The sequence below is a fragment of the Streptomyces diversicolor genome (assembly GCF_057537855.1).
Map to the genome: position 1 here is coordinate 22,392 of NZ_BAAJXA010000005.1, position 15,599 is coordinate 37,990.

Genomic DNA, 15,599 nt, shown 5'->3' on the forward strand with positions numbered 1-15,599 from the left:
CTCAGCGGGTCGAGCGAAGCCGCAGCCGAACGACAACACATCACGGCCCTTCCGGCGGAGCGCCACGTCCTACAGCCGTCCCAGCACCTGGGCCAGCAGCGACCCCATCCGCGTCGCGCTGTCGCGGCCCGCCTGCAGGACCTCCTCGTGGTTGAGGGGTTCACCGGTCATGCCCGCCGCGAGGTTCGTCACCAGCGAGATGCCCAGCACCTCCGCGCCCGCCTCGCGCGCCGCGATGGCCTCCAGCACCGTGGACATCCCCACCAGGTCGGCGCCGATCACCCGGGCCATCCGGATCTCGGCCGGTGTCTCGTAGTGCGGGCCGGGGAACTGCGCGTACACGCCCTCCTCCAGCGTCGGGTCGATCTCCTTGCACAGGGCCCGCAGCCGCGGCGAGTACAGATCGGTCAGGTCGACGAAGTTCGCCCCGACGATCGGGGAGGTTGCCGTCAGGTTGATGTGGTCGCTGATCAGCACCGGCTGCCCGGGCCGCATGCCCTCGCGCAGCCCGCCGCACCCGTTGGTCAGCACCACGGTCTTGCAGCCCGCGGCCACGGCCGTGCGCACCCCGTGCGCCACGGCGGCCACGCCCCGGCCTTCGTAGTAGTGCGTGCGCCCGAGGAAGACCAGCGCGCGCCGGTCCCCGATGGCGTACGAGCGGACCGTGCCGCCGTGTCCCTCGACCGCCGGCGCCGGGAAGCCCGGCAGCTCGGTGACCTGGAACTCGGCGTCGGGGGCGCCCAGGGCGTCGACGGCGGGTGCCCAGCCGGAGCCCATCACGAGGACGACATCGTGGGTCTCGGCGCGTGTGAGCGCGCGCAGGCGCGCGGCGGCCGCGTCGGCGGCGGCGTAGGGGTCGCCCTGGATGTCGTCCGGAAGAAGAGATGCGTTCACGCGGACGAGCGTAGCCGGTTTGTGCCTACGCGCGTAGATGATGGGGGTGACGGGAATGCGATCGTTGTCTTGTCGTTCCCCAACGGGGCGCTGCGCTTGCTTGGGCGGGGTGGGGGGAGGGGGTGTGCTGTCCGTGTTTGGCTGCGGCTTTGTTGTGGCTGGTCGCGCCGTTCCCCGCGCCCCTTTGGGGCGCTGGCATGGGTGCTGGGTGCTGTTATGGGGGGCTGTGCTGTCGGTGGTTGGGTGCGGCTTTGTTGTGGCTGGTCGCGCCGTTCCTCGCGCCCCTTCGGGGGCGCTGCCGTAGGTGCTGGGGGCTGTTATGGGGGGCTGTGCTGTCCGTGTCTGGCTGCGGGTTTGTTGTGGCTGGGCGCGCCGTTCCTCGCGCCCCTTTGGGGGCGCTGCTGTTGGGGTGTCGCGTCTGCGTGGTGGAGCCGCACATTGATGTAGCCTCGCGGCCCTTCGGGGGTCAGCAGGGGCGTTTGCGTAGTTCCATCACGTAGTCGTGGGGGGCGCCTGCTGATTCCGCCGCGTCGGCGATCTCGCCCAGGTAGCGGGCCGACGGCAGGCCGCCCTCGTAGGCGTTGAGCACATACGTCCACGCCGGCTCCTCGCCGTCCAGGGTGTGCACCCGGACCCGTAGCCGCCGGTAGATGTCGAGCCCCACGCCCTCCCACCGGTCCATGGACTGCTCGTCCATGGGGGCGATGTCGTACAGGCCGACGAAGACCTGGCACAGCGGGTCCTCGACGATCGTCGCCAGCGCGCCCTCCCAGCCCAGCTGCTCGCCGCCGAAGGTCAGCCGCCAGCCGTTCAGCCAGCCGGTGGCGCGCAGCGGCGAGTGCGGGGCGCGGCGGGACATCAGCCGGGCGTCGAGATTGCCGGCGTATGCGGCATAGAGCGACATGGGTCGAGGGTACGGCAGCCGAAACTTCCGTCCCCCAAGTCCCTGGCACAACCTCCGTGCCACCGGTTCGCCCCACCGGCCCCACAGATAACGGAACGCACACCACCGCCGCCCCCGGGCAGTACCCCCTTGAGGGGTGCGGGACAATGGGGTACGTGACTCGGATCGTGATCATCGGTGGCGGACCCGGCGGATACGAAGCGGCGCTGGTGGCAGCGCAGCTCGGCGCGGAGGTGACCGTCGTCGACTGCGACGGCCTCGGCGGGGCGTCGGTGCTGACCGACTGCGTGCCGTCGAAGACCCTCATCGCCACAGCCGAGGTGATGACCACCTTCGACTCCTCCTACGAGGAGCTGGGGATCATCGTCGCCGACGACACGCCACCCGCGGAGCAGGCCGCCCGCGTGGTCGGCGTCGATCTCGGCAAGGTCAACCGCCGGGTCAAGCGGCTCGCGCTCGCCCAGTCCCACGACATCACCGCCTCCGTCACCCGGGCCGGCGCCCGGGTCATGCGCGGCCGGGGCCGTCTGGAGGGCATGCAGGCGCTGGACGGCTCCCGCAAGATCGTCGTCACCGCCGCCGACGGCAGCGAGGAGACGCTGACCGCCGACGCCGTGCTCATCGCGACCGGCGGTCACCCGCGCGAGCTGCCCGACGCCCGGCCCGACGGCGAGCGCATCCTCAACTGGACCCAGGTCTACGACCTCACCGAGCTGCCGGAAGAGCTGATCGTGGTCGGCTCGGGCGTCACCGGCGCCGAGTTCGCCGGCGCCTACCAGGCCCTCGGCTCCAAGGTCACCCTCGTCTCCTCCCGTGACCGCGTGCTGCCCGGCGAGGACCCGGACGCCGCCGCCGTCCTGGAGGACGTCTTCCGGCGCCGCGGCATGAACGTCATGGCCCGCTCCCGCGCCGCCGCCGCCAAGCGGGTCGGCGACGCCGTGGAGGTCACCCTCGCCGACGGGCGGGTCATCACCGGCTCCCACTGTCTGATGGCCGTCGGCGCCATCCCGAACAGCACCGGACTCGGCCTGGAGGAGGCGGGCGTCAAGCTGCGCGAGTCCGGGCACATCTGGACCGACAAGGTGTCCCGCACCACCGCGCCCGGTGTGTACGCCGCCGGTGACGTCACGGGTGTCTTCGCCCTGGCGTCCGTCGCCGCCATGCAGGGGCGCATCGCCATGTACCACTTCCTCGGCGACGCGGTGGCCCCGCTGAACCTGAAGACGGTCTCCTCCAACGTCTTCACCGACCCGGAGATCGCCACCGTCGGCTACAGCCAGGCCGACGTCGACGCCGGCAAGATCGACGCCCGGGTGGTGAAGCTGCCGCTGCTGCGCAACCCGCGCGCCAAGATGCAGGGCATCCGCGACGGCTTCGTCAAGATCTTCTGCCGCCCCGGCACCGGGATCGTGGTGGGCGGTGTCGTGGTGGCGCCGCGCGCCTCGGAACTGATCCACCCCATCTCGATCGCCGTCGACAACAATCTGACGGTCGAACAGATCGCGAACGCGTTCACCGTGTACCCGTCCCTGTCGGGCTCGATCGCCGAGGTGGCACGCCAGCTCCACACCCGCAAGGAGACCGGCGAGGGCTGATGCCGCCGGGCCCGACTCCCCGCTGGTCACGGGGAGTTGTCGCGCATGCGTGCGGCATAGTCCGGGCGGATTGGCCTTATACCACTCCCGACCCTGCCGTGCGAACAACTTCTGTTATTCGGCGCAAACTGCTGAAAGCAGACGGTCGTTGGGGTTACTGTCAGTTTCGTGTTCGCTGCAGAACGTCGCCAATTGATCCTCGAAATGGTGCGAGCGAACGGAGCCGTGTCGCTCCGTGAACTCGCCCGCGTCGTCCAGACCTCAGAAGTGACCGTACGGCGGGACGTGCGCGCACTGGAGGCAGAAGGACTCCTCGACCGCCGGCACGGCGGTGCGGTACTACCGGGCGGATTCACGCGCGAGTCCGGCTTTCCGCAGAAGTCACATCTCGCGACCGCCGAGAAGACGGCCATCGCCGACCTCGCCGCGGGACTCGTCGAAGAAGGCGAGGCCATCGTCGTCGGCGCCGGGACCACCACCCAGGAGCTGGCCCGCCGGCTCGCCCGGGTGCCCGGGCTGACCGTCGTCACCAACTCGCTGCTGGTGGCCCAGGCACTGGCGCACGCCAACCGCGTGGAGGTGGTGATGACCGGCGGCACCCTGCGCGGCTCCAACTACGCCCTCGTCGGCTCCGGCGCCGAACAGTCGCTCCAGGGGCTCCGGGTGTCCAAGGCATTCCTCTCCGGCAGCGGTCTGACCGCCGAACGGGGGCTGTCCACGTCCAACATGCTGTCCGCGTCCGTCGACCGCGCGCTGGTGCAGGCCGCCGCGGAGGTCGTGGTCCTGGCCGACCACACCAAGCTGGGCACGGACACCATGTTCCAGACGGTGCCGACCGATCTCATCACCCGACTGGTCACCGATGAGCCCCCGGTCCACGACGATCGCGCCGCCACCGAGCTCCAGGCCCTCGCCGACCAAGGGGTGCAGATCGCCGTGGCCGGGGCTGCGGGCAGTCCGGGGGGTGATCAGATCCCCGCGCGCCAGCAGCGCCGGGACGTGCCGCTGCCCGGTCAGCGGCGCGGGCAGGTCCCGGGGCCGGGGCTGCGTACGGCGGCGGTGCTCGGTGCGGAGCAGCAGCCTGCGGTGGCTGAGCGGGGGCGGGTGGCGGACTTGCGCAGACGGTGAGCTGCGCTCCGCTGGGTTTGGCCGCGATGTGCCGTCCGTCGGCTGCGGGTTTGTTGTGGCTGGGTTGCGTCGGTGGGGCCGGGATGCGCCGTCTTCCGTCTGCGGGTGCGTTGTGGCTGGGCGCGCCCGCGCGGCGGAGCCGCAGATTGATACAGCCCCGCGCCCCTTTCGGGGCGCTTTCGGTGGGGTCTGTTTAGTGGGTCAGGCCGCGTAGGGTCAGGTGGAGCAGGCGGTCTGGCAGGGTTGGGTCGGTGGGGGTTTCCGCTGCCGCCAGGCCGATCGCGTGGGTGAGCTGGAGCAGGTCGCCGATGGTGACATCCGCGCGTACGGCGCCCGACTCCCGGGCCCGGGCGAGCAGCGCGCCGCCCGCCTCACGGATCGGTGTGCCGCAACGGGCCAGCGCCGAACCGGAGTCGGCGGATTCGGACGACACCGACATCAGCGCCAGCGCCAGACCGCGGTACGCCCCGGCGTGCGCGACCACCTCGCGCAGCCATGTCACCAGGGCCGAGCAGGGCTCGGGGGCGTGCAGCAGTTCGCGTGCGCGGGCGACGAGTTCACCCACCGCGTCCTCGAAGACGGCGCTCATCAGGGCGTGCCGGTTCGGGAAGTGCCGGTAGAGCGTGCCGATCCCGACCCCGGCGCGCCGGGCCACGTCCTCCAGCGAGGCGTCCGTGCCGTGCTCGGCGAACGCCGCGCGGGCCTGCGTCAGCAGCCGCTCGTAGTTGCGGCGGGCGTCGGCCCGCATGGCACGCGGGGCCCCGGCACTCTCCTGTGCGAACACGCCCGCCATGCCCTCCACCCGCCCTCTTTCCGCACCCCGGACTGCCTCCAGGATGCCATCGTGGAGGGAGGTCAGGGGCCGGGCCGCCCGCCCGTCGCCGGCCGCGCGGCACCCCACGGGGCATACACCGTGCCCGTGGGGCGTGCGTACGGGGCGGTCGTCAGTCCTTGATCTCGCAGATCAGCGCGCCGGAGGTGAGGGACGCGCCGACCTCCGCGTTCAGGCCCTTGATGGTGCCCGTCTTGTGGGCGTTCAGCGGCTGCTCCATCTTCATGGCTTCGAGGACCACCACCAGGTCGCCCTCCTTGACCTCCTGGCCCTCCTCGACCGCGACCTTCACGATGGTGCCCTGCATCGGGGAGGCGAGGCTGTCACCGGAGGCCACCGGCCCGGACTTCTTGGCCGCCCGGCGCTTCGGCTTGGCGCCCGCCGCCAGACCCGTACGGGCCAGGCTCATGCCGAGCGAGGCGGGCAGCGACACCTCAAGGCGCTTGCCGCCGACCTCGACGACGACGGTCTCGCGGCCCCCGTCCTCCTCCGCCTCGGTGTCGGCGGGCGTCGCGAACGGTTTGATCTCGTTGACGAACTCGGTCTCGATCCACCGGGTGTGGACCGTGAACGGGTCCGTGTCGCCGGTCAGCTCGGGCGCGAACGCCGGGTCCCTGACCACCGCGCGGTGGAACGGGATCGCCGTCGCCATGCCCTCCACCTGGAACTCGTCCAGCGCGCGGGCGGCCCGCTGCAGCGCCTCCCCGCGGGTGCGGCCGGTGACGATCAGCTTGGCGAGCAGCGAGTCCCAGGCGGGGCCGATGACCGAGCCCGCCTCGACACCCGCGTCCAGGCGGACACCGGGGCCGGCCGGCGGGTCGAAGCGGGTGACCGTGCCGGGCGCGGGCAGGAAGCCGCGGCCCGGGTCCTCGCCGTTGATACGGAACTCGAAGGAGTGGCCGCGCAGCTCCGGGTCGCCGTAGCCCAGTTCCTCGCCGTCGGCGATGCGGAACATCTCCCGTACCAGGTCGATGCCCGCGACCTCCTCGGTGACCGGGTGCTCGACCTGGAGGCGGGTGTTGACCTCAAGGAAGGAGATCGTGCCGTCCGTGCCGACCAGGAACTCCACGGTGCCCGCGCCTACATAGCCGGCCTCCTTGAGAATGGCCTTGGAGGCCCGGTACAGCTCGGCGACCTGCGCGTCCGACAGGAACGGCGCGGGGGCCTCCTCCACCAGCTTCTGGTGCCGGCGCTGCAACGAGCAGTCACGGGTGGAGACGACGACCACGTTGCCGTGCTGGTCGGCCAGGCACTGCGTCTCCACGTGCCGCGGCTTGTCCAGATAGCGCTCGACGAAGCACTCGCCGCGGCCGAAGGCGGCGACCGCCTCGCGCACCGCGGAGTCATACAGCTCGGGCACCTCGTCCAGGGTCCGGGCGACCTTCAGGCCACGCCCGCCGCCACCGAAGGCGGCCTTGATCGCGATCGGCAGGCCGTGCTCCTCGGCGAAGGCGACGACCTCGTCGGCGCCGTTCACCGGATCGGGCGTGCCGGCCACCAGCGGGGCGCCCGCGCGCTGCGCGATGTGCCGGGCCGCCACCTTGTCGCCCAGGTCTCGGATGGCCTGCGGCGGCGGGCCGATCCAGATCAGGCCCGCGTCCAGCACCGCCTGGGCGAACTCGGAGTTCTCGGAGAGGAAGCCGTAACCGGGGTGGACGGCGTCCGCGCCGGACTCGCGCGCCGCGTTCAGGACCTTCTCGATGTCCAGGTAGCTGCCGGCCGGGGTGTCACCGCCCAGGGCGAACGCCTCATCCGCGGCGCGGACATGCAGAGCGTCCCGGTCCGGGTCCGCGTAGACGGCCACGCTCGCGATCCCCGCGTCCCGGCAGGCCCGGGCCACACGGACAGCGATTTCGCCACGGTTGGCGATGAGCACCTTGCGCACGATTGAGGCTCCCTCCTTGAAACAAGCCGAGTTTAGGGACTGCCGACACGGCACTTCGACCCGTCCCCACTGGTGAGCTTGCCCACACGGAGCGTGATACGAGGCCCGCTCGACCTGCGAAAGCCCTTGTCGCACCGTGGTACGCAGGACTCCACCGGAAAACCCTAGTCCTGTCATGTGGTCAAGGTCTCTGTGAGAGCGTGCTGCGGCGCACTTCGTTTCTTTGTGGAGTCCCTACGAATGGCCCAACGGTTCACTGGCGGCGGCAGAACCCTTGTCCCTTGGTTTACCCGTTAGTAGCGTTCGCGGTGGCCCGAACGTACTTCGGGTAACGGCAGATTTGCTCGGGCGGGTCGAAAGTGGGTGGGCCGGTGGTGCGCAGGCCGGTGGCATGGGTCGTGGCGGTCGTCCTCTTCGGCGAGGCGCTGTCCGTCGCCGCGCTGAACTGGTTCCTGGCGGTGGTCGTCGACCGGCAGGACATGTCCCTGGCCGGCCTCGACCCGGGCACCATGGCGACGTCCTCGAAGATCGGCGGAGTGGTCTTCGGCCTCTACTTCGCGCTGTGCGGCCTGGTCGCCCTGCTCGTCGCGCTGCGCGACCGGGCCCCGTCCGGCCTCGGCCGCGCCCTGCTGATCAGCGTCGCCGTGGTGCACGGGCTGCTGGGGGCCTTCGCCTGGGGGCTGGTGGGCCACGGCGCGTTCCTGGTCATGGTCGTCGTGCTCGCGCTGGTCGTCCTGCTCCTGATGACGTACGACGCCCGGCCCGGTACGGACCCGTCGGCGGGCGGTGACGCGCCGGGTGCCGGCGGGGCCCCGGAAGCCGCGGACGGCCCGGAGGCGGCGTACGGCCCGGAGGGCGGCGCCGAGGAACCGAAGGCCGCCTCCGGCGGCTCCGGTGCTCGGTGGCCCCGTGGAAAGGCGGTGCGGCAGCGGGGCGGCGCACCCGCGGCGGCCGCGCCGGGCGTCACTCCGCGGGTGTCCACAACTCCGTGATGGCGACGCCCAGTTCGGCCAGCAGCTTGCGCACCAGGGGCAGGCTGATGCCGATCACGTTGCCGTGGTCGCCGTCGATCCCCTCGATGAACGGGGCCGAGCGGCCGTCGAGGGTGAACGCACCGGCGACGTGGAGGGGTTCGCCCGAGGCGACGTACGCGGCGATCTCGTCGTCCGTCGGCTCCCCGAACCGCACCACGGTGGAGGCGGTCGCCGACACGTACCGCTTGCTCGTCGTGTCCCAGACGCAGTGCCCCGTCTGCAGGATCCCGGCCCGCCCGCGCATCGACTTCCAGCGGGCGGTGGCCTCCTCGGTGTCCGCGGGCTTGCCCAGCGCCCGGCCGTCCAGCTCCAGCACCGAGTCGCAGCCGATCACCAGCGCGCCCTGCGCCTGCGGCCGGGCCGCCACCACGGACGCCTTCGCCTCGGCCAGGGCGAGGGCCAGCTCGGCGGGGGTGGGCGCGGTGACCGCGTCCTCGTCGACGCCGCTGACGATCACCTCGGGGTCAAGCCCGGCCTGCCTGAGCAGCCCGAGCCGGGCGGGGGACTGGGAGGCGAGCACGAGCCGACGGCGGGGATGGTCTGTCATGCGATCAGCGTAACGGCGGCCCCGCCCCGCTCGGGTCCGGCCGGGTTCATCTCAGTCCGGCGACGGTCCGCTCCGCTTGGTTCGGCCGGGTTCATCTCAGTCCGGCGACGGTCCGCTCCGCTTGGTTCGGCCGGGTTCATCTCAGTCCGGCGACGATCATGGCGAGCACCATGCCCAGCGCCATGAGGAGGCCGAGCCGCCGCAACATGGCCTGCGCTTCGCGCAGTTCCTCGGGCGGCTCGTTCTCGGGGTCCGACCACAGCATGCCACTAGCGTGGGGCTGGGGCGGGGTGGGGGGCCTGAGTACGGGTACTCAAGTTGGTGGGCGGTGTCCTTGGTACCGTGCGCGGTTCCTCGCGCCCCTTTGTTGTTGCTGGCTTGGCCGGGGGCGAGTAGGCCCTGAAGGGGCGCGGGGAACTGCGCGAGCGGCCACGATGGTGCCGCAGACGGCCGACGGCACATCGCGGCATTCCCAGCGAAGCGCCTAGCTGGGCCAGTAGGTGCGGGGCCAGGTGGTTGGGCCTGGGTGGGGGACGTGGGTGGCGGCGATGCGGGCCGGGTCGGACCACGCGTCCCTGGGGGCCCGCGCACCGGACGGCGCGGCGGCCGCCGCAGCGGCGCGGACGCGGACCACCGCCAGCGCGGCGGCCAGCTCCTCCGGGGTCGGATTGCCCCGTACGACCTTGATGTTCATGCCGCCTCCCGACGGATCTAGAGAGGGATGTTGCCGTGCTTCTTCGGAGGCAGGGATTCCCGCTTCGTCCGCAGCTGACGCAGCCCACGCACGATGTGGCGACGGGTGTCGGACGGCAGGACCACCGCGTCGATGTAGCCACGCTCGGCTGCCACGTACGGGTTGAGCAGGGCGTCCTCGTACTCCTGGATCAGCCGTTCCCGAGTCGACTCGGCGCTGTCCGCCTCGGCGATCGTGCGGCGGTGCAGGATGTTGACGGCGCCCTGCGCGCCCATGACCGCGATCTGGGCGGTGGGCCAGGCCAGGTTGAGGTCGGCACCGAGGTGCTTGGAGCCCATGACGTCGTAGGCTCCGCCGAACGCCTTGCGGGTGATCACCGTGATCAGCGGAACCGTCGCCTCCGCGTACGCGAAGATCAGCTTGGCGCCGCGCCGGATGATGCCGGTGTGCTCCTGGTCCACGCCGGGAAGGAAGCCCGGCACGTCGACGAAGGTGATCACCGGCACGTTGAAGGCGTCGCAGGTGCGCACGAACCGCGCGGCCTTCTCACTGGCGTCGATGTCGAGACAGCCGGCGAACTGCATCGGCTGGTTGGCGACGATCCCTACCGGACGCCCCTCCACCCGGCCGAAGCCGGTGAGGACGTTCGGCGCGAACAGCGGCTGGGTCTCGAAGAACTCGGCGTCGTCCAGGATGTGCTCGATCACCGTGTGCATGTCGTACGGCTGGTTCGCGCTGTCCGGCACCAGCGTGTCCAGCTCGCGGTCCTCGTCCGTGACGGAGAGGTCCGCCTCCTCCGGGTAGGCCGGGGGCTCGCTGAGGTTGTTGGACGGCAGGTACGACAGCAGCTGCTTGACGTACTCGATCGCGTCCTTCTCGTCCCCGGCCATGTGGTGGGCGACGCCGGAGGCGGTGTTGTGGGTGCGCGCCCCGCCCAGCTCCTCGAAGCCGACGTCCTCACCGGTGACGGTCTTGATGACGTCCGGGCCGGTGATGAACATGTGCGAGGTCTGGTCGACCATGATCGTGAAGTCGGTGATCGCGGGCGAGTAGACGGCACCGCCCGCGCACGGTCCGAGGACCAGGCTGATCTGCGGGATCACCCCGGAGGCGTGCGTGTTGCGGCGGAAGATCTCACCGTACGCGCCGAGCGAGGCGACCCCCTCCTGGATCCGCGCGCCCCCGGAGTCGTTGATCCCGATGACCGGGCAGCCGGTCTTCAGGGCGAAGTCCATCACCTTGACGATCTTCTGCCCGTAGACCTCGCCCAGCGCGCCGCCGAAGACGGTGAAGTCCTGGGAGAACACGGCGACGGGCCGGCCGTCCACCGTTCCGTATCCGGTGACCACGCCGTCCCCGTACGGCCGGTTCTGTTCGAGGCCGAAGTTCGTGGACCGGTGCCGGGCGAACTCGTCCAGCTCGACGAACGACCCCTCGTCGAGCAGCAGCCGGATCCGCTCACGCGCCGTCAGCTTCCCCTTGGCGTGCTGCTTCTCCACGGCGCGTGCGGAGCCGGCGTGCGTCGCCTCCTGGATACGGCGCCGGAGATCCGCCAGCTTCCCGGCGGTCGTGTGGATGTCGATCTCGTGACGCTCTTCCGGCTCGGACATCGGGATGCGGCTCCCTGCCTGCTCAAAAAGGTGGGACGGTTGTTGATCCGCAGCGTAGTGGCGGCCCTATCGGTCGACAGTGCGGTGTTTACCACACCTAGGGTGGCTTGCATGACGCCGCGAGATCCAGCAGACGCGAACGACAACCGGTGGTCCGACCTGGACCGCCCGCCCCTCAACGGCACGGCGCTGCGGCGCGGGCTGGTGCGCGAGGGCGGCCTGTGGACCGAGGTGGAGGTGGTGCGGCGCACCGGCTCCACCAACAACGACCTGGTCGCCCGGGCCGCGGCGGGCGACGTGGCGGAGGGCGCGGTGCTCGTCGCCGAGGAGCAGACGCAGGGGCGGGGCCGGCTGGACCGCCGCTGGACGGCGCCGGCCCGCTCCGGGCTGTTCTTCTCGGTGCTGCTGCGCCCCGCCGAGGTGCCGGTGTCCCGCTGGGGCTGGCTGCCGCTGCTCACGGGCGTCGCGGTGGCCACCGGGCTGGCCCGGGCCGCGGGCGTCGACACGGCGTTGAAGTGGCCCAACGACCTGCTGGTGACCGTGGGCGGCGAGGAGCGCAAGGCCGGCGGGATCCTCGCGGAGCGGGCCGGGGACGACGGCGTGGTCGTGGGCGTCGGCGTCAACGTCACCCTGCGCGAAGCGGAACTCCCGGTGCCGCAGGCCGGGTCGCTGGCGCTGGCCGGGGCCGTGAGCACGGACCGTGACCCGCTGCTGCGGGCCATGCTGCGTGCGCTGGAGGACTGGTACGGACGCTGGCGCTCGGCCGGCGGCGACCCCTCCGTCAGCGGCCTGCAGGAGACCTACGCGGCGGGTTGCGCGACCCTCGGCCGCAGCGTGCGGGCGGAGCTGCCGGGCGACCGGGCCGTCGTGGGCGAGGCCGTGGCGGTGGACGGCGACGGCCGCCTGGTGATCGCAACACCGGAGGGCATCCAGGAACCGGTGGCCGCGGCGGACATCATCCACCTACGCCCCAGCTGACCCGCCGGCCGGCGGTCGCGCCCCGTAAGGGGCGCGGGGAACTGCGCGACCGGCCACGATGTGCCCGCGGGTGTGTACGGCGGTTGGGGCCCTGGGCGGCGGCGGGGGTCGGCTTTGTCGGCGGGGGCGTGCCCCGTCAGGGGCGCGGGGAACTGCGCGACCAGCCACGACGGCGCCGCAGTCGACAGGCGGCCGATCCCCTGGAAGGGGCCGCGGGGAACTGCGCGACCAGCCAAGACGTGCCCGCGGCTGCGCACGGCGGTTGGGGCCCTGGGCGGCGACGGGGGTCGGCTTTGTCGGCGGGGGCGTGCCCCGTCAGGGGCGCGGGGAACTGCGCGATCAGCCGCGACGGCGCCGCAGTCGACAGGCGGCCGATGCCCTGGAAGGGGGCGCGGGGAACTGCGCGACCGGCCACGACGGCGCCGCAGTCGACAGGCGGCCGATGCCCTGGAAGGGGCCGCGGGGAACTGCGCGACCAGCCACGACGTACCCGCGGCTGCGTACGGCGCCCGAGAGCCCCAGACTGATTGCGGGGGCAGGGGGGCTGCAAGCCCCCGGTGGACGCCCGCCACAACTCGGCGCACCCCCACCGACACCGAGCACCACACCCCCGGCCAAACCCCCACCGCACCCCCGGCCGAACCTAACGGAGTGAGCTGGCGCACACCTGCCGTAGAGTTGAGGCCGGTCGATACGTGACCGCGGCAGATCGGAAGGGCAGCAGGCGTGACCGTCGACGACACGGGCTCCGGCGCGGACGCGGACGGCCGGGTGAACCCTCCCCCAGCCTCGGCTCCGTACGACCAGGGGGACCCCCAAGCCGCCGACCCTGGCGAGGATCCGCTCACCCTGCGCCTGGAAACTCTCATCCTGGGCGCCGAGCGGCGCTACACCCCCTTTCAGGCGGCCCGCAGCGCAGGCGTCTCCATGGAGTTGGCCTCGCGCTTCTGGCGGGCCATGGGCTTCGCCGACATCGGCCAGGCGAAGGCGCTCACGGAGGCCGACGTACTCGCGTTGCGCCGCCTCGCCGGCCTCGTCGAGGCGGGCCTGCTGAGCGAGGCCATGGCCGTGCAGGTGGCCCGTTCCACCGGCCAGACCACCGCCCGGCTGGCCGAGTGGCAGATCGACTCGTTCCTGGAGGGTCTGACCGAGCCGCCGGAGCCGGGCATGACCCGCACGGAGGTCACGTATCCGCTGGTCGAACTGCTCCTGCCCGAGCTGGAGGAGTTCCTGGTCTACGTCTGGCGGCGCCAGTTGGCCGCGGCCACCGGCCGGGTCGTACAGGCCGGCGACGACGAGGAGATGGTGGACCGGCGGCTGGCGGTCGCCTTCGCCGACCTCGTCGGGTTCACCCGGCTGACCCGTCGGATGGAGGAGGAGGAGCTGGGCGAGCTGGTCGAGGCATTCGAGACGACCGCCGCCGACCTGGTCGCCGCCCGCGGCGGCCGGCTCATCAAGACCCTCGGCGACGAGGTGCTGTACGCCGCCGACGACGCCGGCACCGCCGCCGAGATCGCGCTGCGCCTCATCGAGACGATGGCGAACGACGAGACGATGCCGGAACTGCGCGTCGGGATGGCGTTCGGCACGGTGACCACCCGGATGGGCGATGTCTTCGGTACGACCGTGAATCTCGCCTCCCGGCTGACGTCGATAGCGCCGCGTGACGCCGTGCTCGTGGACAGCGCGTTCGCCGAGGAGCTGATCCGCACCGGGGAGGCGCCCGCATCGGAGGCGGAGGCGGCCGAGGCCGCGGCGGCGGCCGAGAAGGAGGGCGAGGAGCCGCCGGCGTACCGCTTCGCGCTCCAGCCGATGTGGCAGCGTCCGGTCCGCGGACTCGGCGTGGTCGAGCCTTGGCTGCTCACCCGGCGCGACGGCGCGTCCTGACGGGAACGGCCGGTCACGAACCGCCGGCCAGCGACAGGCCGATGCACAGGTTGAGGATCGGCACGCACACGCCGCTTCCCGGCCGGTCCTGCGTCGGGGACGGAGACGGGGCGGGTGCCGGTGCGGCGGAGGTCCGGCCGGGTGCGGGGGTGGGTGCGGGCGGTGGCGCGGCGCTCGCGGTGGCCGTCGGCGGCGCGGTGGCGCCGGGGGCCGCCGGGTCGGCCGTGGCGCCGGGCGCGTCCGCGCGCGGGGGTGTGGCGGTGGCGGGTGAGCGTTCCGGAGCCGGTGTGGCGGAGGGGTCCGAGGTGGCCGTGCCCGGGGCGTCGGTCCCGTCCTGTGCGGGGGACGCCGGGGGCCGGCCGGTCGGGCTGGTGCCGACCGTGGCGGCCGTACGCGTCGACCGGTCGGCGGTGGCCGCCTGACTCGGCCTGGGTTCCGCCTCGGCGGTGCCGGGTCCGCCGACCTGTGACTCGGGGGAGACCCTGACGAGGCTCAGCACACCGACGGCCAGTACGAGGCCGACGGCGGCCAGTGCCCTGCGCGGGCGACGCCTGCGGTGCCGTCCCCGCCGCCCACGAGCCCCCAGCCCACCCTCGCCCTTCACCACCCCAGAGCCAACCGCCCCCTCGGCCGCCGCTACATCCGCCGAGCTCGCTGTCGCCTCGGCTGCTGATACGTCTGCCGAGCTTGGTGTCGCTTCGGCTGCTGGTGCGTCTGCCGAGCTTGGCGTCGCTTCGGCTGCTGGTGCGTCTGCTGGGCTTGGTGTCGCTTCGGCTGCTGGTGCGTCTGCTGGGCTTGGTGTTCTGTCGGCCGCCGGTACGTCCGCCGAGTCCGGCGTCCCCTCCGCCGCCGGTGCATCCCCCGGGCCGGCCGGTCCAGGCCCCGCCGAGTCGGCTGCGTCCGCTGCGTCCGCCGGTCCCACCGGGGCAGGTACGTCCGAGGCTCCGGCCGCCGCGGATGTGTCGATGGAGCCCGGCGCATCCACCGCCCCCGGTGCCTCTGGCGGGCTGCCTGGCTCGCTGGAGTGAGGGGAGCCCAGCGCGTCGCTTGGGCGTGCCGGTCCAGCCGAGCCCGTCGAGCCGGGGGTACCCGACGCCGCCGATGCACCCGCCAAGCCCACCGCCGCGGAATCCGCAGGGCCCGTCGAGCCCGGTCCGTCCGTGGGCCCCGCCGAGCCGGGTAGCCCTGCCGCCCCGGTCGGCCCGGACGAGCCCGCCGACCTCGATGCGCCTGCCATCCCTGGCGCGTCAGCCGTTCCCGGCGCCCCTGCGGTGCCCGAGGCGTCTGCTGTTCCCGGCGCCCCTGCCGTACCCGAGGCGTCTGCCGTCCCCGGCGCCCCTGCCGCAGCACATGTGCCTGCTGGAACAGCCGGCTCCGGCGAGCCCGCCGGTCCCGATGGGCCTGTTGTTCCCGCCGGACGCGCCGTAGCAGACGTGTCTGCGGGGGCCGCCGGTCCCGGCGAGCCCGCCGAACCGGATACCTCTGCCGACCGTGATGCGCCCCCCGGGCCTGCCGCCCTGGGGGCGCCCGCCGGGTTTGCTCCCCTTGCGGTGTCCGCCGGGCCCGCCGCCCCAGGGGTGTCCGCCGGGCCCGCCGCCCCGGAGGGGTCCG

At 72.6% G+C, this 15,599-nt stretch carries 13 protein-coding genes and 1 pseudogene; 5 read left to right on the top strand and 9 right to left on the bottom strand.

Features of this window, described 5'->3' with window-relative positions:
* Positions 1-69: 69 nt before the first annotated feature.
* Positions 70-894 carry a purine-nucleoside phosphorylase gene (locus AC27LF_RS07155; RefSeq protein WP_479656712.1) on the bottom strand — a complete coding sequence of 275 codons (825 nt, stop codon included), beginning with the start codon at positions 892-894 and terminating at the stop codon, positions 70-72.
* A gap of 466 nt (positions 895-1,360) precedes the next feature.
* A complete protein-coding gene (locus tag AC27LF_RS07160) occupies positions 1,361-1,798 on the bottom strand; it encodes a gamma-glutamylcyclotransferase family protein (RefSeq protein ID WP_388703244.1) in 438 nt (145 codons plus the stop codon).
* Between the two features lie 146 nt (positions 1,799-1,944).
* On the opposite strand from AC27LF_RS07160, the gene AC27LF_RS07165 reads away from it, so the two are divergent.
* Complete coding sequence (locus tag AC27LF_RS07165) at positions 1,945-3,393, top strand: NAD(P)H-quinone dehydrogenase (RefSeq protein ID WP_479656713.1); 1,449 nt, start codon at positions 1,945-1,947, stop codon at positions 3,391-3,393.
* 204 nt (positions 3,394-3,597) lie between these two features.
* Positions 3,598-4,521: a DeoR/GlpR family DNA-binding transcription regulator gene (locus AC27LF_RS07170; RefSeq protein WP_479656806.1), complete on the top strand. Its 924-nt coding sequence runs from the start codon at positions 3,598-3,600 to the stop codon at positions 4,519-4,521.
* A gap of 193 nt (positions 4,522-4,714) precedes the next feature.
* Here AC27LF_RS07170 and AC27LF_RS07175 read toward each other — a convergent pair whose 3' ends face one another.
* Together AC27LF_RS07175 and AC27LF_RS07180 are read right to left on the bottom strand one after the other, a co-directional pair.
* Complete coding sequence (locus AC27LF_RS07175) at positions 4,715-5,314, bottom strand: TetR/AcrR family transcriptional regulator (RefSeq protein ID WP_479656714.1); 600 nt, start codon at positions 5,312-5,314, stop codon at positions 4,715-4,717.
* A gap of 151 nt (positions 5,315-5,465) precedes the next feature.
* Positions 5,466-7,238: an acetyl/propionyl/methylcrotonyl-CoA carboxylase subunit alpha gene (locus tag AC27LF_RS07180; RefSeq protein ID WP_479656715.1), complete on the bottom strand. Its 1,773-nt coding sequence runs from the start codon at positions 7,236-7,238 to the stop codon at positions 5,466-5,468.
* A gap of 371 nt (positions 7,239-7,609) precedes the next feature.
* Here AC27LF_RS07180 and AC27LF_RS07185 point away from each other — a divergent pair.
* A pseudogene (locus tag AC27LF_RS07185) lies at positions 7,610-8,053 on the top strand (hypothetical protein); the annotation flags it as partial.
* A 148-nt stretch (positions 8,054-8,201) separates the two neighbouring features.
* On the opposite strand, the gene AC27LF_RS07190 reads toward AC27LF_RS07185, so the two are convergent.
* The 4 genes from AC27LF_RS07190 to AC27LF_RS07205 form a co-directional block, all read right to left on the bottom strand.
* Entirely contained in the window at positions 8,202-8,819 is a 618-nt protein-coding gene (locus AC27LF_RS07190; RefSeq protein ID WP_479656716.1) for a Maf family protein, read from the bottom strand.
* Between the two features lie 136 nt (positions 8,820-8,955).
* A complete protein-coding gene (mmpB, locus tag AC27LF_RS07195) occupies positions 8,956-9,084 on the bottom strand; it encodes a morphogenic membrane protein MmpB (RefSeq protein ID WP_479656717.1) in 129 nt (42 codons plus the stop codon).
* 219 nt (positions 9,085-9,303) lie between these two features.
* On the bottom strand, positions 9,304-9,513 hold the full coding sequence (locus AC27LF_RS07200) for an acyl-CoA carboxylase epsilon subunit (RefSeq protein ID WP_479656718.1): 210 nt from the start codon (positions 9,511-9,513) through the stop codon (positions 9,304-9,306).
* 17 nt (positions 9,514-9,530) lie between these two features.
* Entirely contained in the window at positions 9,531-11,123 is a 1,593-nt protein-coding gene (locus tag AC27LF_RS07205) for an acyl-CoA carboxylase subunit beta (protein WP_479656719.1), read from the bottom strand.
* 111 nt (positions 11,124-11,234) lie between these two features.
* Here AC27LF_RS07205 and AC27LF_RS07210 point away from each other — a divergent pair, with 111 nt between their 5' ends.
* Entirely contained in the window at positions 11,235-12,101 is an 867-nt protein-coding gene (locus tag AC27LF_RS07210) for a biotin--[acetyl-CoA-carboxylase] ligase (protein WP_479656720.1), read from the top strand.
* A 726-nt stretch (positions 12,102-12,827) separates the two neighbouring features.
* Positions 12,828-13,988, top strand: coding sequence for an adenylate/guanylate cyclase domain-containing protein (locus tag AC27LF_RS07215; RefSeq protein ID WP_479656721.1), 1,161 nt, complete (start codon positions 12,828-12,830; stop codon positions 13,986-13,988).
* 13 nt (positions 13,989-14,001) lie between these two features.
* Here AC27LF_RS07215 and AC27LF_RS07220 read toward each other — a convergent pair whose 3' ends face one another.
* Entirely contained in the window at positions 14,002-14,592 is a 591-nt protein-coding gene (locus AC27LF_RS07220; RefSeq protein WP_479656722.1) for a hypothetical protein, read from the bottom strand.
* Positions 14,593-15,599: the final 1,007 nt, after the last annotated feature.